This is a genomic window from Paenibacillus polymyxa, from assembly GCF_015710975.1.
Taxonomy (GTDB): domain Bacteria; phylum Bacillota; class Bacilli; order Paenibacillales; family Paenibacillaceae; genus Paenibacillus; species Paenibacillus polymyxa.
The window spans coordinates 5671577-5690730 of sequence record NZ_CP049783.1; the positions used below are offsets into that span (position 1 = coordinate 5671577).

Genomic DNA, 19154 nt, shown 5'->3' on the forward strand with positions numbered 1-19154 from the left:
TTTAATATAATATATTTTGGTTTCCATTTCAACAATATTAAAACAATTATTTTAGGAATTGAGCGATACATAAAAAAGAGATCCGAACACTCCCCATGTTTTATGTATGTATATTTATTTTTCAGACGAGGACATGCACGCAAAAAAACGGCCAGATCGCTAAAGTAGCGGACCGAGCCGTTTTCCATTTCTTAAGACCGAGCCTCTGTGAACATTTGAAAGGTGACACCAAACTTGTCTGTTACATTCCCATAAGCTGGACTAAAATGGGTTGCCTGCAAAGGCATTCCCACCTGCCCTCCTTGCTGTAAAGCATCAAACATTTTTTGAGCTTGCTCCACACTATCGGTTGTAATACAGATACTCACCTGATTCCCGCTGCTAAACGGCGATCCGGGAAAGGTATCCGAAAACATGAGCTCTGTCTCGCCCACTTTAAGGGTGGCATGTCCCACACGTTCCTTGACCTCTGCGGGAATGGGAAAATCGGGGTTTTCCGGCATTTCCCCAAAAGTTTGAATAAAAAGCAGTTGAGCATCCAATGCCTTTTCATAAAATTCGATTGCTTCTTTTGCATTTCCATCCATCGTGATGTAAGGAATCAAACGTTTGGACATCTTCAACACAGCTCCTTTAATTCGAGGTAATTAGCCCAGCCATTTCTCCTGTATTATATACAAAACTTGTCAAGAAAAACAAATCTGTATTCTTAGCTTTCATGCACCTGAATGCCAAGCTGTTTTAGCTCCTTTATCGCTTCCCTAACGTTACGCTGTGGATGAAGCGCAGAGATCATCTGTGCAGTGATCGGAACGCCGTTGAAAATCTGGCTTACCACCCCTAGAGAAATCGACAGCTCATAGTAACTTTCAGCCCAATCCTGATATTCCTCCGGTGTAACTATAATTTTCCCCAGCAAAAAGGATGAGCCATCGTCATATTCCTCAGGAATGTTCACGTTGCCCGTACGCCACTCCTTATCTCCCGCTTCCCTCCACATACAAAAGGTAACGTCCTCCTTCTCCAGCGCTTCATCTTCTAAAAGCCCCATCATATCATCAGGTACACCGTCGTACATGCCCGGCCAGATCTCATATTCGTCTCTTGCATGAGGACTTACAGGGGATTCGTGGTCAAAACCTTTTAATAGCACACCTCCACGCGTCCATAGCATATGAATCGTATCTCCAGCGCCGTTGTTCACCTCAACTAGGCACACATCACCAGACCATTCAGACTGCATACGATACGTGCGCAACCAATCTTCTGGAGACAATATAATATCCAGTGCTGACAGCAGCAGCATTCTGTCTTTTAAACCATTCGGTGTTACCTGTGCATCAAGCATCCTATTCTTCATCATTCCTCCACCTTGTCCACGCGTACTAAAATTTCATTTGTCTCTACTTTGTCTTTCAAGCTTCGCTTGCTCAACCACCTGCCGAATGAAAGGTCCCTTGGCTTCGGTATACGCTGCACGGTCATGATTGAATTGGTGAGCCAAATCTTTTTTTAAAGTCTCATACGCTCCCAGGCTCTCAGGATGCGCTTTCAAGTAATCTCTGAATAATAGATGATTTTCCCAATGCTCTCCTTTATACTTGTAAATATGCAAATGATGGGTCCCAGCTCCCCATTCTCCACGGCGAAAGAAAGCTCGCTCTGGAAAATCAGGCTTATGTACATATTCATATTGAATACCTAGCAAACGCTCTCGCTGTTCGGATTGAATCATCGCCAAATCTTCTACTCCAACCATAATGTCGATAATAGCCTTGGCTCCCAAACCAGGAACGGATGTACTACCGATATGCTCTACGCCGACACACACGTCTCCGAGAGCCTCTATCAATTTGGCTCGTTCCTGTATGTACTCTGCTACCCACTGCGGATTATATTCGGATATCACTACCTGCGCGGACATGAAGGCACCTCCATTCGTTTTCCAAAAAAATGCCTTCCCAGTGCGCTTGGCACAACTCAGAAGGCATTCTCTTGTTTAAATTAAAAATCATTTAGTTGCTTCATCCCTGTTATTTGGCTTCTCAATTACGATCAGACAGGTACTGTCTGGCAAAGGAACCGGCTGACCTTGCTCATCCATGAACTCAACACGACTGGACAGCGCTTCGGCATAGCCCTCCTGCAAATAGTGGCGGCTCAACCGGATAATCGCCTGTGGTCCAAGTGTGTTACGAATACACTCTTCATACTGTGACGGAGTAAAATAACCAAACTGCTCCTGTACCTCATGCACATAGGCTTCCGCCCCCCATGTATAGGTATACAAGAATTCCATTGCATCATTTACCGGCAAAACAGCCTCATGCTCACCTATGCGCTCTATTTCAATGGGGCGACCCGCAAAATCCTGCGCATACCGCAGCAGCCATTCCATTCCGTCCGGCTCCAAAAATCGAATGCGTCTGCGCTGCTCTACTGGTTCGGTCATAATACCGTCACGAATGATAATGCGCCCGCCGGGTGCAAGTACACGGTAGGCGCTCTGCAAAGCAGCCTCCACTGTTTGTGAATTGAACCTTTTTCCATCTCGTTCAATGTAGGAATACAGCTCGTGAAGAATCGAAGAAAAAATAACCGTATCCATGCTCTCCGTTTCCACATACTCTTCTAATTGAAGCGCATCACCTTTGATGACATCCCAACGACGGTGCTCCAATTGCTTTTTGCGTTTAAGAGCCTCAATAACATTCACAGAAATATCAAGACCCAACGGCTTCGAGTCCGGTCTTTCTTGCTCGATCAGGTCCAGCAGTACGCCCCCGCCAGGTCCGATATCCAGTATACGGGTTCCAGTTACATAATCCAGAATGACCCTTTTGAAATCTGCGGTCTGGTTCATATCTGTAAGGTACGTCTCCTCATTGTGAAAGCGATCATAAGCATCGCGCCGTAATCCGAACAGATCAAACAGCAGCAGGACTGCTTTGTCATACAGAGGCGTCTTTTCTGCCTCAATACAAAAGTCGATCAATTTTTCTGCAGCTGATGAAAATACAAAATTAAAAAATACGGTACTTGGCAACTCCTCCTTATGCTCTACGACTACACTCAAATGAGGATTATGCTCCCGTTTCCCTTTTGTGATATCCTGCCAGGACAATGCGCTTAAATATTTTTCTATCATTCTTTTTTTGTATACGTTAATTTTCTTAACACCACGATAGTCATAATACATCGTATTCATAAGTGATTCAAAACTGATATGCCGTACCGTTGGAGGCTGTTCCTGCCCTGTGCCATCCCTCAACGTGAGCAAAAATACCTTAACTAGTTCTTGAAGTGAAAAATCCTGCAAAGCTGATTCTACATACCAAAGTGTCCGATTCTCCAGCGGAGCCAGCGCCTTCTCTACATTCAGCTCCCGCTCCAGCTCGGCGTAAGCCTGCTCAAACGGCTCCCCTTCATGAATCGAAACCGACCGCAATCTCTCCAGTCGCTCCTTTACACTCCAGACTACAGGGGCGTTATCCCAGGCAATCCAGCCGATTAACTGCTCCACTTCACCGCGTACTTGCTCCCATAATGCAGGATCTACACCGGCGATAATGCATTCGTTCAGTGCTCGTAACACAAGCTCCAATTCCTCCGAGCTCAGCCAGCCCTTACGAGTAATTTCAAGCAGCAGTCGATTTTCCGCAAAAGGTATTTCTCCCCGTATATACTGTCCGATCAATCCATGCGTCTCAATCAGAATCCGGGTCATGCTGTTACGCGGGTATGCAGGGGACTCTGCTTGGGCCTGTCTGACATACAGCTGGGAGGAGCCAATATTATGTACAAATAAATTAATGCCCTCATGCTGCCAGCGTAGCCGTTCGCGGACTGTGCCTCCTTTGGCGGTCTCAGACCATACCAATACATCCTCCAGTAGCTCTTTAACCCAGAATGACAATGGAAGTCCGTCCAAAATAAGCAGTGTGCGCTCCACATAATCCAGTACAGGATTAGCATCCTTTAACTCACCTATGGATCGAATGCGCTCCAAATTTACAATACGCTCCTCAGCCGAAACAAGTAGCTTTAGCCAGGTCGGTGTATCCCAGGCCAGATCACTTTCTTTCCTGTAATTAGCAATGGCTTTTAACGATTGTAACATTTTTCTCACCTCGTGTGATTCGATTCGGTATGCACAGGAGACTTTTGAAAATATCTTGTATACCCTACACTTTACCATACATTTGTAGCTTCCATCTCGTGGAAAATATTAAACATTTGTATCAATTATTCGCTTGACATGTTCTGTGTATCGCATCCCATGATTTAAAGTACCCGTAACTTCGCTCCGTCTCCCAAAAGCAAAAAGATACCTTCCAACCCTAAGGTCGAAGGTATCTTATCACCATTGTTATACGCAGCAAAATTATTTTCCTACGTTGTTTATAAAATTATAGTGTCGCTGTGTGAAACGTCAATCATCTAGCATATATTTCGACTGGATTAACCAACAGAAACGCCATCTGGTACCGGGATACCAAAGTCAGGTGTTCCATCCTCATTCCAGTTCAAACGCTGAACACGTGTATGACGATTCGGATCATACAGCGGGTCACCTGTAATTTCCTTGTAATTACGAGCGTGATATACGATAACGTCACTACCATCCTCAGCAACAGTAAAGCTGTTGTGACCAGGCCCGAATTGACCTGTCTCCTCATTCGTGCAGAATACTGGCGCAGGAGACTTTGCCCACGATTTCGGGTCAAGTAAGTTGGCATTCTCGTCTGCCGTTAGCAGGCCCATGCAATAATTGTGATCTGTAGCACTAGCTGAATAGCTGATAAAAATCCTTCCGTTCCGTTTCAGAACGGCTGCTCCTTCATTTACCTTAAAACCGATAACTTCCCAGTCATATTCTGGTGTTGAGATCATGACCTGCTCACCACGCAGCGTCCACGGATTGCTCATTTCTGATATATACAAATTGGAATTACCTACGATGTCCGGATCTTTCTGAGCCCATACATAATATAGAACGCCATTATGCTGGAAGGTTGTCGCATCGAGAGCAAACGTCTCCCAGCGAGTTTTGATCTGTCCCTTTTCCACCCATTCACCTTCCAGCGGATTAGCTGAAGCATTTTCCAGCACAAACATCCGATGGTCGAACAGACCTTCCTTCGTTTCTGTAGTACGAGCTGCTGCAAAATAAATGTACCATTTGTCGTTAATATAATGAATTTCCGGTGCCCAAATGTTCGCGCTTAACGGACCCGTTTCATATTTATGCCACACTGCCACTGGTTCTGCTGTATTCAAGCCTTGAATAGTACGTGCCCGCCGAACCTCAATGCGGTCATACTCTGGCACAGATCCAGTAAAATAATAATACCCATCACTATGCTTGTAAATCCAAGGGTCTGCACGTTGCTCAATGACCGGATTATTAAAAGATACAGGTTGATTCATGGTTTTTCTCTCCTCTATGTGTAATATGTAGTTCATATGATTAATCGGTGATACGTTTTCCCCAGATGGAAATTCCTTTTTCATTCATACCCGTGAAAATTAGAGTATGACGACCGAGCTCCCAGTCCCATGAAGGAAGCAATAGCAATTCCTCCCTTGACCCTTCGGACGCATTGTTCCAATTCATTGTTAGCGTACGTCTACCATCAAAACTCCAATGACCTTCCAGAGAACCACTGGTTGCCCGCCCTCCAGCTTCTAGACGAAGCGGTTCAGCTTCCACCTGACCGTCTACTTCTTGCCTTATCACGATGCGCTCCCAGTTGCCGGATAATAACCTTTTGGGTATATCCTGCTCCTTTTCGCCCGCATACCGCTCCGGCGATACGACAGGCCAACCATCAGCCGTCCATAATATTTTGCGCACATGCAAGTAAGGCCAGCTCTTATCCGTTTCTCCCCGCGCATGATGAACAATGTAGTAATCGTCTCCGTCCTTCAGCACGGAATTATGACCTGGCGCAACCCAGCCTTCTCCTTCGCTGAAACGATAACCACCCAGCACCTTGTTCCCAATCTCATATTGAGGCAAATAACTGGTATCCGCCATATCATGTCCATTTATATCCACGTACGGACCTGTGATAGAATCCGAGCGGGCTACGCGAACATTGTAGTCCTCGAATAAAGAATCATACGAGACGAACAAGTAGTATTTACGGAACACAGGATTGTACACAATGTACGGTCCTTCCACAGCTCCGTCCTCGGTTGCCCGATCTCTGGCAGCGATATTTTTACCATAGCCTGGCTCTTTGAGCTTTCCAGTCTGCGGATCGAGCGGTGTAATATGAATCCCGCCAAAAAATGATCCGTATACCATCCATAGATTTCCTTCGGCATCCAATACCGGATTAGCATCAATTGCGTTCAGCTTGTCATGCTCATCCGTTTTAATAACCAGCCCCTCATCCTTCCAAGGACCTTCCGGGGAGTTGGATGTCTGCAACCCAATAGCTGATCGTGTGCTGCCAAATGTGGAAGCAGAATAATACATTCGATAGGTATCGCCCATCTTTATAATGTCCGGGGCCCACAGATTCGTTGCTGATGACCATGCCCCCGCTTCCTTTGGAATACCGGGTAAAGCATATTGAACCCAGCTCCAGTGAATCAGGTCGGTCGATTTGCGCACCATAACACCCGGCCTCAATTCTCCACCTGTCTTTACATCCGTCGAATAGACATAATATCCCTGATCAGTTTTGATAATCGCTGGGTCATGAGCATTGTTAATAGTCCAGCGCTGTTCATCGTCTATCGTACTTTGATCATACAAGTGATCAGGAGGCGGAGCCTGCGGATATACAGGGTCCGGAGTGTTATCCCCACAGCCGGATAGTCCCAGCATTAGCAGCATAACCATAACTGTTATTCTCCTCCTTCCTTTACTCAGTACATAGGGTGACTGCGTTACATCATTCATCCGAATCGTCCAAGTGCAAGTGTCAATTAACCCTTGACACCAGAAATGGCAACCGACTCAATAATTTGTTTCTGGAAGATTAGGAATATAATCAACACAGGTAACAAGGCTATAATGGAAGCCGCCATAATAAGTGGATAGTCCGTCTGAATGGCGTAAGTCGCATTAAAATTCGCGATAACCAGCTGCAATGTCTGCGTTTCTGGTGAGTTCAAGTAAATAATCGGTGCCAAGTAATCGTTCCAAATTCCCATAAACCATAAAATTAGCTGTGCCGCAACTGCCGGCTTAATGAGCGGAAACGTAATCGATGAATAAAGTCGGAAATAAGAGCTTCCGTCAATTTTAGCAGCTTCGATAATAGCATCCGGTACACTGAGCAAATACTGCCGCAAGAAAAAGATCATGACTACATTACCGAACAAGCCGGGAACGATCAGAGGCAACAGCGTATCTACCCAGCCAAGTTTGGAGAACATCATAAATTGTGGAATCATAACTGTTGGGTAAGGAATCATCATGGATGCGATGAGTGCCAAAAACAGCTTGTTTTTATGAGGGAATCTCAGCTTTGCGAATGCAAAAGCGGCCACACTAGAGGTGAAAGTACCCACAACCGTGACACTTACAGCCACAATCACGCTGTTCTTGATCCCGCTTAACAGGGGACCTGCCTCCCAAATTTCCTTGTACTTACCAAACTGAAACACCTCTGGTATCCATACTGGTGGAAGTGCAAAGACATCCTGCTTTTCTTTTACCGAAGTGGACAACATCCAAAGCAACGGCGCGATCATCGCAATCGCTCCAATCGCCAGTACAATAAAGATAATGATATTGGTAACTTTCGTTTTTTGACTATGGGACATAACCAGCTTCACTCCTTTCCGCGAAAATCAATCCCCATCAAAGGATGATTTTTCATTCATTTTAAATTGAATCAAAGTTACGATAAAAATGAAGATGCCGAGAATCATAGCCATCGCGGAGGCATATCCCATTTGCAGGTTTTTGAATGCCTTATCCCAAATATAGAAGACAATTGAGGCCGATGAATATTCTGGACCCCCTGTAGGTGTCATAATGTTCATTTCAGTAAAGATTTGCGAACCACCAATAATGTTGGTAACGACCAGGAAGAAGGTTACTGGTTTTACCATTGGCCATGTAATATTGCGGAACATTTGGAATCCGCTAGCTCCGTCCAGCTCTGCTGCTTCATAATAAGAGCGAGATACACTTTGCAGTGCGGCCAGATACAGCAACATTGTATATCCGAGACCTTTCCATACGGTCATGAGAATCAGGGCCGGTTTGACTGTATCCTTATCCATCAGCCAGTTAGGTCCTTTAATACCGAACAATTCAAGGAATTGGTTCACCAAACCATAATCTCCGTTGTAGGCCCAGTTCCACATAATAGAAACGGCAGCCAACGAAGAAATGACCGGAATATAATAGATCACACGAAATGTTGTCGTACCTGGAATCTTGCGATTCAGTCCCAGTGCCAGCAGTAAAGCTAGTACAAGACCGATTGGAATACCCAACATTAAGAAAAGAGTATTGTACATCGATTTGTAAAAGAGTTCGTCGCTAAATAAATCCTTAAAATTATCCAACCCAATAAAGTTCATTTGTCCTAATCCGTCCCAGTCTGTAAAAGAGCCGTATAACGAATAGACAAACGGGAACAACGTAAAGATTAGCAGACCGAGAATAGGTGGAAGAATAAATAAGTATCCATATATCTTCTCTTTGCGGTAGAGATTAGATTTGGTTATCACAGGGCTCACCTCTGTTTCTGATTTGGAATGAAGATGATGTTAGCAGCATGATATTCAGCCACTAACATCATCCTTTTCCCTCTATTTACGCATTATTTCTGTGATTTTTTCTCTTGCTCCACCGCTTTATCCAGCAGTTTCTGCATCTTCGGTTGTTCTTGCTTCACATAATCTGCTGCCGTAATTTTGCCATCCAGCACAGGTTGGATATCTGTGAAGAAAATATCGTACCATTCTGCGTTATACGTATAGTTACCTGGTAATGCACGTCCATAGTCTTTTACGATATCAATAAATTCTTGTTTGTTGTTAGGCTTTGTTTTTGTATCTTTGACCCACTCATCAGCCATATCCAGCAGATTCGGAATCTGTACCTTGGCATCTACGAGCTGCTTCATGCCTTCTTTGGAAGTAGTCAGATAGTTAACCAATTCTACAGCTTCATCCGGATATTTTGTTTTAGAGGAAACACCGATACCCAGAGAACCAATCCATGTTGCCGGTTTGCCAGTCGATCCAGTTGGGAAAGGCAACAAATCATATTCGAATGGCAGTTTTTCAAATGTACTCATATCCCAAGGCCCTACTGGGAAGAACGCCATTTCGCCTTTCATCCAGCGTTGATATGTGTCCAATGTTTGTGATTGTTCAATGCCAGGTGTAATTTTATATTTGTTTTGCATATCAGCAAAGAACTGAAGCGCTTCCGCAAATTTCGGATCATCAATCGTTACTTTAGTTTTGCTCTCATCCAGCCAATCAGCGCCATTACTCCATACAAAGGCTTGCAATGCCCACTGAACGTTAAAACCTGTTCCGTATTGATCTGGTTTGCCGTCACCGTTAGTATCTTTGGTCAGCTCTTGGTTAACCTTAATGAACTCATCCCATGTGTACGGTTTGTCTTTGTCAGGCAATGGAACACCTGCTTTTTCAAACATGGTTTTGTTATAACCCAAAGCGAATGGACCCAAGTCCTTCGGCATACCGTAAATATTTCCTTGACCGGCCATTTTACCGTCATAGCGATACAAATCCACACCGTATTTCCAGATGTTATCCAGATTTATATCCTTGCTCTTCTCAATATAAGGTGTCAGATCCTTCAACACCCCACTGTTAACATAAGCTTTCAAATCCCCAGGGGCAAAATAAAAGATATCTGGAAGATTGTTACCTGTAATTGCAGCTCTAAGCTTTGTAGCATATTGGTCTGCTGCCGTCACGACCATTTTAACCTTTACACCAGGATGTTCTTCTTCAAATTTCTTGATAACATCCTTATAAGCCTTCTGCTCATCCGTTCCTCCACGGAACATGAAAGTTAATTCCTTGCTTCCATCGCTACTGGAACTTCCTCCACTACAGCCTGCCAGTGCAGCAACCATCAACAACAGAACAACCATTGTTAGTGCAAAACCTTTTTTCTTTGTCAACGCGACCCCTCCTAAAATTAAAATGAAACCGCATACATTAAGTGTTAAAATAACTTCATACCACTCGGCCTAATCTTTAACTGTGCGGTACACAACCCGTTGTTGATTGCCGCTGTGATTATCATCCCTCTCATGTACCATATAATTAACATTTACCTTTATCAATAATGAATTCGTTTACAAATAAAATATAGCACGCCATTCTACGGTTCGTCAATGCATTTTTCAATCTTTTTAAATAATTATAAAACATAGATTGGAGTAACTTAAAAAGCAAAATTAAATCGTTTTTAAGTATATTTTCGCAATGAATACTAAATAAAATACTTAAATACGATGTATTTTATAAAAAAGGATTTATTTTAGAACACCATTTCCTCTCTTCTTCTTTTAGTAAAAAAAATTTACAGAAAAGCAGTTTACTTCTTTTTGATTTTATTTTAACATAAATCAAAGTAAAAATATAAGCGCTTACATTACATTTTTTATAGATAAGGATGGGCTATAGCTATGATTTATATTAAGGACTTAATGTCGGGGTTAGATATTTTCAAAGCACTGGGCTCGGAAATTCGCATTCAAATTCTTGAGTTACTTGCTGTTCAAGGACAAAGTATGAATGATATTGCGAGCAAGCTAAATTTGAGCAACGGCACCATTACGATGCATATTCGCAAACTGGAAGAATGCGGGCTTGTGGAAATCAATACGGTAAGCGGTAAACACGGGACCCGAAAAATGTGCTATTTAAATAAGGAAAAGCTAATGGTAGATCTGCGCAGCAGAGAACAAAAAAATGTGTATGAGGTAGAAATTCGTATCGGTCATTATAGTAACTACCAGGCGGTTCCTACTTGTGGATTAGTGACCAAAGACAGCATTATCGGCGATTTTGATGATCCACGCTATTTTGCAGATCCCGCGCGACTGGACTCTGAAATGATCTGGATGGCAGAGGGCTTTCTGGAATACCGCATTCCTAACTACTTAAAAGCGAATCAATCCTTTACCGAAATTCAATTTTCCGCAGAGCTGGGATCAGAAGCACCGTGTTATTGTGAGGACTATCCGTCTGATATTTGTTTTCATATAAATGATATTGCTATCGGTCACTGGACGAGCCCAGGCGATTTTGGAGCTGTTCCCGGGGTCCTCAATCCTGATTGGTGGCCCCCACACTTGAATCAATACGGCATGCTGAAGTTAATTCGCATCAACCAGCATGGAAGCTTCATTGACGGGTGCCGTATATCAGAAGTCACCATAGACGATATTGGACTTGATTACAAAAGCGATATTACACTGCGTTTATCCGTATCTGATCAATCGCAAAACAAAGGAGGACTCACTATTTTTGGTAAAAGATTCGGAAATTTCGGCCAAGATTTGCTTGTGCGCGTGCTTTACGATGTACACGAAGAAGATAACTCCAACTCCTAATTCGCCACAGATAAAAGGCCGAAGTCTGTATTCATTGAATACATGTCCTCGGCCTAAATCCTAATCTTCACTTAAAGAGATATAAATAAATAGATAAAAGATGATTGCCATCCCAAACACCAGCCAGCTAAAGGACAGCAAATGAAGCTTCTCCCCTGCATGTACTGCCCATCTCCAAAGATCCGCAAAAAGCACCAGCGGTTGCAGCAACACATCCCAGCTATTCCAGCGGGCAAATCTGCCTATATACACACCTATGCTGGCCAGCCATAACATCACAAAAACTACAGCCCATGCAAGCCAACCTGAACAAATCTTCCTCAACATACGATGGATCATCAATACACAAAGGGATGTAAGAAAAAGACCAATTCCAGCGGCCGAAAAGGACGTAAATAAGATTAGCCAAAATTGAGTATTCAACCAAAAACGCGTACCAGGAATCACATCGTACAAACGGAATGCATGCAGTAGTTCGGTCACTAAATAAAGAGCATTCGGCAGAAAAAACAACCATACCCATGCGGCGAAAAATAAAAGAATATTTCTTACTTTTGCATTTCGCAATCTGTATAACGCCACCATGAACAATGAAATAAACACCGGAACCCATGCCAGGAATATATCCCAGTACAGAAATTGATATATTCTCGTCCCGCTTGTGGACTGTAGATACATAATGAGTCCGAAACAGCCCAACGTAGCTACAAGCATCACCCCCAACAAACCGGGCAGCTTGTAACCCTTCCTTCTTAACAGCAAACTTCCATCTACCTCCTGCCTAATAACGGCGTATTTACGTCTCTTCAGTTCTCTCTTATAGCGCTTTCACATTTAGAAAGAGGGCTTTTATTTATTCCACGTTTCGTATATCCTCGAACACATGATCTGTTATCGTCAAAGTATCAAAGGTAACATTACACCCCTCCCCTACCGGAGACTGTGCGACAACCCCAACTTTTAGCTGGCTGGGAACATTCATGCCAAAATATCTGGCCAGTTTCCAATGTTGACCATCCGAGGAATAATGAAAGGCAAAGCAATTTCCAGCTCGTGTTACTCGCAAATATGGATTAGAAGCATCCATCGCCCCCGATATACAATCATCGGATGTATCCCGTGTGACCACACTAAGGATCGAGGGGGTATTCTCAAAGTATTCAAAGCATACCTTAGCCCAATGAGTATCATCCGCCATCACCATCAAGCATCCTGAATCATAGGGCTGCTTCATATCGACACGAACCCTCGTCCAGATTGTAAAATCTCCATGTAGGGTGGTATGCAAAAAAGGAGCGGACGATTTGATAACTCCGCCGGACGGATCTCTAAAAAAATCTGCCTGTGAAGGTGCAGAGACTTGTAAAGCCTTGGATTCATCGAAGCTCCATACAGTTGGTTCGTTGATCCACCTCCATCCTTGAGGCAAAACCTTTTCGTTAAAGCCTTCAAATACATTCATATGGACACCATCCCTCTCTAGCCAATATAGTCTTAACACAGTGAAATTTTGGGGCAGAATTCCCCATGATACCACTATATACGTAATCTTCCAGTCGTCAATGATGATGCTTCTGTCTTCCAGAATTATAAAAAAAGACTTGCTATTCTGAAATGTTGTGCTTATAATTACACCTAAATTGATACGGTAACAAATTTCAATGACGAGAACGAGTAAGCTATACAGCGGATTTGCAGAGAGTTGGGGCAGGTGAAAGCCAACATTCCGAGGGTAGCTGAACGCCATCTCTGAGAAGCGGGTTGAACCTGAAGTAAGCTCTGCCGCCTTTCCAGCGTTAACCGGAACACGTATTGATGGATACGTGAACAGAGTGTCATTTCCTATGGAATGAAACTAGGGTGGTAACACGGGTATAAACTCGTCCCTTTTACAGGGGCGGGTTTTTTTGTTTTTCAATAAGGAGGAATCAACATGACAAATGTATCGACAGCAGTATCTATAACTGATTTTTTGACTCCGGCTGTACGGGAAATGCCGCCTTCAGGTATCCGTCGGTTTTTTGAATATAGTGCAGGCAGAAAAGATATCGTATCGCTTGGTGTCGGTGAACCGGATTTTATAACCCCTCAACATGTGAGAAAGGCCTGTATCACAGCACTGGAAAATGGTAAAACCTCATACACACCCAATGCAGGTCTCCCTGAGCTTCGCGAGGAAATTGCCGGATATCTGGAGAGCAGCTTCAGTACATCCTATAACCCGGCAGATGAAATCATGGTCACTGTTGGCAGCAGTGAAGCATTGGATTTGGCGCTACGCGCCCTCATCACAACACACGATGAAATACTCATACCAGCACCCTGTTATATTTCGTATTCGCCTATCACATTTTTGAACGGAGGACATACCGTAACGGTTGAAACGTCTGCCGACCAGCAGTTTAAGCTGACAGCTGAGGCGCTCAAATCCAAGCTGACTCCACGATCCAAAGTGCTTATTCTCTGTTATCCGAACAACCCGACAGGCGGGGTGATGACCTATGAGGATTGGCTACCCATTGCCCGTCTGGTTGAGGAGCATAATCTTATTGTCATATCGGACGAAATTTATGCTGAATTGACCTATGGACAGCAGCATGTAAGTTTCGCTTCTCTGCCAGGAATGAAAGAACGCACCCTGCTCATCAGCGGCTTTTCCAAAGCATTTGCCATGACAGGCTGGAGGGTAGGCTATGTATGCGGTCCGAAAGAATTGATTTCAGCCATGCTGAAAATCCATCAGTATACAGCCATGTGCGCTCCTATTATCGGGCAAATTGCCGCGATTGAATCCCTGCGCAACGGGCTAGAGGAGAAAGATCGTATGATGGAGTCCTATAATCAACGTCGAAAATGGTTCGTTGCCGGCCTATGTCAGACAGGACTTCCATGTCATGAACCAAACGGTACCTTCTATGCTTTTCCTTCCATTGTGCACACAGGGTTAAGCTCAGAACAGTTTGCCAAGCGACTGTTGGAAGAAGAAGGAGTTATTACGGTTCCCGGTTCTGCATTCGGCCCAGGCGGCGAAGGTTTTATCCGCTGCTCGTATGCGTCATCGCGTGAACAGTTGGAAATGGCTCTGGAACGCATCAGCGTATTCCTGAAACGCCTGTAAACCCGATTTTCCATAACATGGACTGAACATGAGCATGGGGTGAACATTTACTTCAGCAACTTCTGAATAAGCTTTTTCTGGTGTGTTGGCAAACCTTCCGGCCATTCCCCTACGCGGCAATAACAAATGTCGGAGATTTCAGCGCTTGGTCGAAAGGTACCCGGGATCACCCGGCCTGTAAAAATAAGATCCACACGGTTCGGCAACTGGCCAAACTGGGCTTGCGCCAATGAGGTGATCTCTACCTCCAGCCCGGTTTCTTCCCGGACTTCGCGCCGCAGGGCAATTTCCGGCTGCTCTAGCTCCATCCAGCCGCCGGGAATCCCCCACGGCTGCTTCCGGTATACGTGCTTTAATAGCAGCACTTCCCCGGCCTCATTCGTGAAAATGCCCAGCACAGCAATTAAAAATTTATGTTGTGCCCGGTACACCAAAGCATTTTTCAATCGAGTAAACGGCGTATGCTTATACATGAATACAAGCCAATCCCGCGGGATCTTATTTACCAGCTTAGCCAGCATAACACACCTCCAGTTGAGCACTCTTACATCAACTCATTCGTTGGATTAAGGTAAATGAGGAGCTTAAGTATGTATACTAAAAAATTAATCTTTAGGTGACTGTAGCTTACGGCTATATAACTGAGCATTTTCCGCATCAAAACAAACAAAAATAATCTCATTCAACCCAGCATGTTCCTGTACAAAACATGTCACTTCCTGTATAGCAATCTCGGCCGCCTTTTCTTTTGGGAATCGGTAGATGCCTGTGCTGATATTGGGAAAAGCAATGCTGCTTGCATTCAATTCTAGAGCCAATTGCAGTGTATGACGGTAGCATGTCGCCAATAGTTCTTCTTCCTGATGGTCGCCACCATTCCAGACTGGGCCGACCGTATGAACAACATATTGGGCATCCAGCTTGCCAGCCGTCGTATAAACCGCGCCTCCTACCGGACATCCCCCTTGTTTGTTTCTGATACGGACACAATCCTCCAATATAGCCGGACCACCAGCTCTATGAATCGCACCATCTACACCACCGCCACCCAGCAAGCTTGTATTTGCTGCATTGACGATAATATCCGCCTTACAACGGGTAATATCCCCTTGCACCACACGTATGATCACGTTAAATCGTTCAATTTGGGTATCCATTGATCCTCCTTCTCTTCTAAAAACCAGCTTTGTTATATAGTCATCTTATAGTCTCTACAAGCGATTTCTAATATATCGTCATAGGTTTTCAACAGAAAGTGTCTTAGATTTTTCCCCCGTGCACTAGCTATTGTCGCTAATATTGGCGTATCTGTAAGCTCGTCAAAACTGCTACCTTGCGCATACTTCTGCTCAGACATGTCTAGAGCCACATCCAGTTCAATCATATTAAAGTAATAGACTCCTGTAAATATGAGCTCATAGGGTACAAAATCGTCTACTGCTTCCGGCGCTAAACTCCCATTAATCTCTCCCTTCAAAACCAGCTCTTTTTTTACATAATTCATATGAACCTGATCCAAATAGACCGCATCCCGTCCATGCAATTCACCAAGCGGTGTTTGAATAGCTTTTATGTGTGGCATCCAAGTGTTCTCCTGTCCTAAGTTATTTTCCATCCAGCAACATAAGTGCGGTCGTAATCGCATGATCCACAAAAGAACGCTCTGGGCGTGACTTCATCATTACAGTTATCCCGATTAACAAAGAGACTAAAGTATGTGCCAAAGCTCGTGCATCCATAGTCACCTCAAGCTCCCCAGATTGAATACCACGTTCGAGGGTCGCCTGAAAGACAGCAGAAAGATACATCTGATGTTCTCTAGTTAAAATTTCAAACCTCTCATCATGAGGGGCTAACTCTACCATTGTATTGATGCAAAAACATCCCTTGTTAGACTCCTTCTCGTACTCTTCCGCCACCACTCCCCCAAAAAAATTGTAAAATGCTTCTTTTACAGATGAACTATTTTGCAGTTTAGCCCTTACACAAGCTGCATGAGATTGCGTATATTTACGCAGCGCAGCTTCGAATAATTGCTTTTTATCCCCAAAGGCAGCATATATGCTGGGGCGTTGTATTCCCATACGGGAGGTCAAATCACTTAAAGACGTGGCCTCGAATCCCTTTTCCCAAAAAACTTGCATCGCTGCATCCAACGCTTGATCTTCATCAAATTCTCGTGGTCGAACCATATTTAACCCCTTCTTTTTGTATCGTTCAGTATATTAAGATTGTATGATCTTCAGAAGCGGCTGTCAAATATGTACGGGTTAAACCCTTGACAATTCTTATTGACGAGAGTTATATTGACCTAAAATTATTACATACCGATCAGTATATTATACTGATTGATATGTAAATCACAGAAAGCGACGTGGAATGTGAAAATGAAAACGTCAGAAGAAAAAGCGATACTACTCCCCCATCAAACGGTAGCCAGCACTGCCGAAATAGCTCCCGTTCCGGTCCTGTCCCGGTCTGTGGCGCTCTTGTTTGCCATAGCCTGCGGGCTGGCTGTCGCTAACATTTACTATGCACAGCCATTACTGGATGCGCTGGCGCACGAGTTTGGCATTACACACTCATCGGTCGGTATCGTTATTACCGTCACGCAAATTTGTTATGCGTTAGGACTGCTGCTACTCGTCCCGCTTGGCGATCTCTTGAACAGGCGGCGCTTGATTACAGGACAGATGCTGCTATCTGTGCTGGCATTAATCCTTGTTAGCTTTGCCCCTACCCGTACAATACTGCTTATGGGCATGGCAATGGTTGGGCTGCTGGCTGTAGTGACTCAAACACTCGTGGCATTCGCCTCGACCTTGGCTCATCCGACTGAACGCGGGCAGGTCGTAGGACTGGTAACCAGCGGAGTCGTTATCGGCATTTTACTCGCACGAACCATTGCTGGTGTATTAACTGATCTGGCAGGCTGGCGTTCAGTTTACCTTATTTCTGCTATACTTACGCTGTTTATGGCTGTGGCTCTATTGCGAGTACTCCCAAAGAACGAACCCACAAGCGCTACACTTTCCTATGGGCAGTTGCTTCGCTCGGTTATCGCACTGTTCGTCCAAGAACGAATTCTGCGTATTCGTGCTGTCCTTGCGCTGCTTATTTTCACAGCGTTCAGCATATTGTGGACTTCGCTTGTATTACCTCTTAGTGCTCCCCCATTGTCTCTTTCACACACTGCAATTGGGGCCTTCGGCCTGGCTGGAGTCGCCGGAGCATTAGCAGCAGCCCAAGCAGGGCGACTTGCTGATCAAGGCTTGGGACAACGAACGACAGGTATCGCACTAGTTGTATTACTGCTGTCCTGGCTACCTATACGCTACACCGAGCATTCTCTATTCGCTTTAACTCTTGGTGTCATTCTTTTGGATTTGGCCGTACAGGCTGTACATGTCACTAACCAGAGCTTGATTTTCAACGTTCGCCCTGAAGCACGGAGCCGACTTACCGCAGGCTACATGATCTTTTATTCCATCGGTAGCGCCACTGGAGCCATTACCTCCACTCACATGTATACCTATGCTGGGTGGAACGGAGTTTGCCTATTGGGGGCGGGTGTCAGTGCTCTGGCTCTCATTTTTTGGGCGATGACTCGACGTTCAACTTGATGGTAAATCCATATGGATTGAACAAACAAAAACCGCCCGGGCCTCAACAACGGCCTAGACGGTTCTCTTCTATCACTGTAAATCATCACTTGATTGCAATATAAATCAAAACAGGTTCATCTGGATTGCCATACACTTCAAAATCACCTGTGTAGGTCCGCTCCCCTTGTCCCGTGGCGGCCCATGCCCAAATTGTCTGCCATACACGGAAGACAGAAGAAGGTTCATGGGTTGCCTGAAAAATAGCGTAGCGTGCAGCCGGAATCACAAGTTCTTCAAGATCGTCAGGAGCTTGGAAATCCTCAGCCGCTTCCTTTCCGATAAAAAATGTATACTCGCCCAAAGCTCCATTTTCATAGTCAGTATAGCAACCATAGACGGAAGCAAGTCCTTGAGGACCTCTGATCCGGCCTGCCACATCCTCACCTACAAAACGTTCCCACATGTTTGGAATGATCCCGTGGGACGTTTGTTCCTTCTGATTATTTGTACGTGCTTTTAGTCCAATTAAATGGATTTCACCTCGGTACTCCTCCCGAATGGGGCCATCAAATTGAAGCTCTGTATCCTCCACAGACCGCCATCTTTTCAAATTTGGTAGGTAATTACGCAGCATCGAAGTCGCTTCTTCTGCCTGCATTCCCTCTTCTACCAGGATCGGCACACACTGCTGGATCATTCCCTCCATTGTCAAGTCAGGCTGTACAAATGCACCTTCCTTGTAACAATACTTGCAATACTCATCTGTATTATGATGTTGTGCATCCGTCCCATATTGACCCTCATGCTCCAGTGGCATCCCGCAACTTTGACAAGCTTTATCCATCTCGTAAA

General features: G+C 44.5%; 19 protein-coding genes and 1 other annotated feature. Of the genes, 3 read left to right on the forward strand and 16 right to left on the reverse strand.

The window, feature by feature from the left end:
* Positions 1-191: 191 nt before the first annotated feature.
* The 9 genes from G7035_RS25710 to G7035_RS25750 all read right to left on the reverse strand — a co-directional run bounded on the left by G7035_RS25710 (position 192) and on the right by G7035_RS25750 (position 10139).
* Positions 192-617, reverse strand: coding sequence for a VOC family protein (locus tag G7035_RS25710; RefSeq protein ID WP_019686939.1), 426 nt, complete (start codon positions 615-617; stop codon positions 192-194).
* 92 nt (positions 618-709) lie between these two features.
* Positions 710-1363, reverse strand: coding sequence for a hypothetical protein (locus G7035_RS25715; protein WP_230877362.1), 654 nt, complete (start codon positions 1361-1363; stop codon positions 710-712).
* Positions 1364-1393: 30 nt separating this feature from the next.
* Positions 1394-1924 (reverse strand): GrpB family protein, encoded by a 531-nt coding sequence (locus G7035_RS25720; protein ID WP_016819175.1) that lies wholly within the window; start codon positions 1922-1924, stop codon positions 1394-1396.
* Between the two features lie 87 nt (positions 1925-2011).
* Positions 2012-4120, reverse strand: coding sequence for a class I SAM-dependent methyltransferase (locus tag G7035_RS25725; protein WP_019686938.1), 2109 nt, complete (start codon positions 4118-4120; stop codon positions 2012-2014).
* Between the two features lie 341 nt (positions 4121-4461).
* Positions 4462-5430, reverse strand: a complete 969-nt coding sequence (locus G7035_RS25730) for a glycoside hydrolase family 43 protein (protein WP_016819171.1) — start codon at positions 5428-5430, stop codon at positions 4462-4464.
* Between the two features lie 40 nt (positions 5431-5470).
* On the reverse strand, positions 5471-6856 hold the full coding sequence (locus G7035_RS25735) for an arabinan endo-1,5-alpha-L-arabinosidase (RefSeq protein ID WP_019686937.1): 1386 nt from the start codon (positions 6854-6856) through the stop codon (positions 5471-5473).
* Between the two features lie 86 nt (positions 6857-6942).
* Positions 6943-7785, reverse strand: coding sequence for a carbohydrate ABC transporter permease (locus G7035_RS25740; RefSeq protein ID WP_019686936.1), 843 nt, complete (start codon positions 7783-7785; stop codon positions 6943-6945).
* A gap of 27 nt (positions 7786-7812) precedes the next feature.
* Complete coding sequence (locus G7035_RS25745; RefSeq protein ID WP_016819168.1) at positions 7813-8703, reverse strand: carbohydrate ABC transporter permease; 891 nt, start codon at positions 8701-8703, stop codon at positions 7813-7815.
* Between the two features lie 92 nt (positions 8704-8795).
* Positions 8796-10139 carry an ABC transporter substrate-binding protein gene (locus G7035_RS25750; RefSeq protein ID WP_019686935.1) on the reverse strand — a complete coding sequence of 448 codons (1344 nt, stop codon included), beginning with the start codon at positions 10137-10139 and terminating at the stop codon, positions 8796-8798.
* Between the two features lie 510 nt (positions 10140-10649).
* Between G7035_RS25750 and G7035_RS25755 the strand changes: the two genes are divergently transcribed.
* Positions 10650-11579: an ArsR/SmtB family transcription factor gene (locus G7035_RS25755; protein WP_019686934.1), complete on the forward strand. Its 930-nt coding sequence runs from the start codon at positions 10650-10652 to the stop codon at positions 11577-11579.
* A gap of 60 nt (positions 11580-11639) precedes the next feature.
* Here the strand turns inward: G7035_RS25755 and G7035_RS25760 are convergent, their stop codons facing one another.
* Both G7035_RS25760 and G7035_RS25765 read right to left on the reverse strand, forming a co-directional pair.
* Positions 11640-12341: a DUF1361 domain-containing protein gene (locus G7035_RS25760; RefSeq protein ID WP_016819165.1), complete on the reverse strand. Its 702-nt coding sequence runs from the start codon at positions 12339-12341 to the stop codon at positions 11640-11642.
* A 91-nt stretch (positions 12342-12432) separates the two neighbouring features.
* Positions 12433-13041 carry a DUF1349 domain-containing protein gene (locus G7035_RS25765; protein ID WP_016819164.1) on the reverse strand — a complete coding sequence of 203 codons (609 nt, stop codon included), beginning with the start codon at positions 13039-13041 and terminating at the stop codon, positions 12433-12435.
* 190 nt (positions 13042-13231) lie between these two features.
* Positions 13232-13470: a binding site (T-box leader), on the forward strand.
* A 42-nt stretch (positions 13471-13512) separates the two neighbouring features.
* On the opposite strand from G7035_RS25765, the gene G7035_RS25770 reads away from it, so the two are divergent.
* Entirely contained in the window at positions 13513-14697 is a 1185-nt protein-coding gene (locus tag G7035_RS25770; protein ID WP_016819163.1) for an aminotransferase class I/II-fold pyridoxal phosphate-dependent enzyme, read from the forward strand.
* 47 nt (positions 14698-14744) lie between these two features.
* Here the strand turns inward: G7035_RS25770 and G7035_RS25775 are convergent, their stop codons facing one another.
* The 4 genes from G7035_RS25775 to G7035_RS25790 all read right to left on the reverse strand — a co-directional run bounded on the left by G7035_RS25775 (position 14745) and on the right by G7035_RS25790 (position 16889).
* Complete coding sequence (locus tag G7035_RS25775; protein ID WP_016819162.1) at positions 14745-15218, reverse strand: NUDIX hydrolase; 474 nt, start codon at positions 15216-15218, stop codon at positions 14745-14747.
* An 84-nt stretch (positions 15219-15302) separates the two neighbouring features.
* Positions 15303-15854 carry an O-acetyl-ADP-ribose deacetylase gene (locus G7035_RS25780; RefSeq protein ID WP_019686933.1) on the reverse strand — a complete coding sequence of 184 codons (552 nt, stop codon included), beginning with the start codon at positions 15852-15854 and terminating at the stop codon, positions 15303-15305.
* A gap of 32 nt (positions 15855-15886) precedes the next feature.
* Entirely contained in the window at positions 15887-16279 is a 393-nt protein-coding gene (locus G7035_RS25785) for a hypothetical protein (RefSeq protein WP_016819160.1), read from the reverse strand.
* A gap of 22 nt (positions 16280-16301) precedes the next feature.
* Entirely contained in the window at positions 16302-16889 is a 588-nt protein-coding gene (locus G7035_RS25790) for a TetR/AcrR family transcriptional regulator (protein ID WP_019686932.1), read from the reverse strand.
* Positions 16890-17084: 195 nt separating this feature from the next.
* On the opposite strand from G7035_RS25790, the gene G7035_RS25795 reads away from it, so the two are divergent.
* Positions 17085-18320 carry an MFS transporter gene (locus G7035_RS25795; protein ID WP_019686931.1) on the forward strand — a complete coding sequence of 412 codons (1236 nt, stop codon included), beginning with the start codon at positions 17085-17087 and terminating at the stop codon, positions 18318-18320.
* An 85-nt stretch (positions 18321-18405) separates the two neighbouring features.
* On the opposite strand, the gene G7035_RS25800 is transcribed toward G7035_RS25795, so the two are convergent.
* On the reverse strand, positions 18406-19146 hold the full coding sequence (locus G7035_RS25800) for a zinc ribbon domain-containing protein (RefSeq protein ID WP_019686930.1): 741 nt from the start codon (positions 19144-19146) through the stop codon (positions 18406-18408).
* Between the last annotated feature and the right edge of the window lie 8 nt (positions 19147-19154).

Excerpts from the sequence above, each read along its gene's own strand:
- G7035_RS25710 (WP_019686939.1), bottom strand. The coding sequence starts at position 617 with ATGTCCAAACGTTTGATTCCTTACATCACGATGGATGGAAATGCAAAA.
- G7035_RS25715 (WP_230877362.1), bottom strand. The coding sequence starts at position 1,363 with ATGATGAAGAATAGGATGCTTGATGCACAGGTAACACCGAATGGTTTA.
- G7035_RS25720 (WP_016819175.1), bottom strand. The coding sequence starts at position 1,924 with ATGTCCGCGCAGGTAGTGATATCCGAATATAATCCGCAGTGGGTAGCA.
- G7035_RS25725 (WP_019686938.1), bottom strand. The coding sequence starts at position 4,120 with ATGTTACAATCGTTAAAAGCCATTGCTAATTACAGGAAAGAAAGTGAT.
- G7035_RS25730 (WP_016819171.1), bottom strand. The coding sequence starts at position 5,430 with ATGAATCAACCTGTATCTTTTAATAATCCGGTCATTGAGCAACGTGCA.
- G7035_RS25735 (WP_019686937.1), bottom strand. The coding sequence starts at position 6,856 with ATGGTTATGCTGCTAATGCTGGGACTATCCGGCTGTGGGGATAACACT.
- G7035_RS25740 (WP_019686936.1), bottom strand. The coding sequence starts at position 7,785 with ATGTCCCATAGTCAAAAAACGAAAGTTACCAATATCATTATCTTTATT.
- G7035_RS25755 (WP_019686934.1), top strand. The coding sequence starts at position 10,650 with ATGATTTATATTAAGGACTTAATGTCGGGGTTAGATATTTTCAAAGCA.
- G7035_RS25765 (WP_016819164.1), bottom strand. The coding sequence starts at position 13,041 with ATGAATGTATTTGAAGGCTTTAACGAAAAGGTTTTGCCTCAAGGATGG.
- G7035_RS25770 (WP_016819163.1), top strand. The coding sequence starts at position 13,513 with ATGACAAATGTATCGACAGCAGTATCTATAACTGATTTTTTGACTCCG.
- G7035_RS25775 (WP_016819162.1), bottom strand. The coding sequence starts at position 15,218 with ATGCTGGCTAAGCTGGTAAATAAGATCCCGCGGGATTGGCTTGTATTC.
- G7035_RS25780 (WP_019686933.1), bottom strand. The coding sequence starts at position 15,854 with ATGGATACCCAAATTGAACGATTTAACGTGATCATACGTGTGGTGCAA.
- G7035_RS25785 (WP_016819160.1), bottom strand. The coding sequence starts at position 16,279 with ATGCCACACATAAAAGCTATTCAAACACCGCTTGGTGAATTGCATGGA.
- G7035_RS25790 (WP_019686932.1), bottom strand. The coding sequence starts at position 16,889 with ATGGTTCGACCACGAGAATTTGATGAAGATCAAGCGTTGGATGCAGCG.
- G7035_RS25795 (WP_019686931.1), top strand. The coding sequence starts at position 17,085 with ATGAAAACGTCAGAAGAAAAAGCGATACTACTCCCCCATCAAACGGTA.
- G7035_RS25800 (WP_019686930.1), bottom strand. The coding sequence starts at position 19,146 with ATGGATAAAGCTTGTCAAAGTTGCGGGATGCCACTGGAGCATGAGGGT.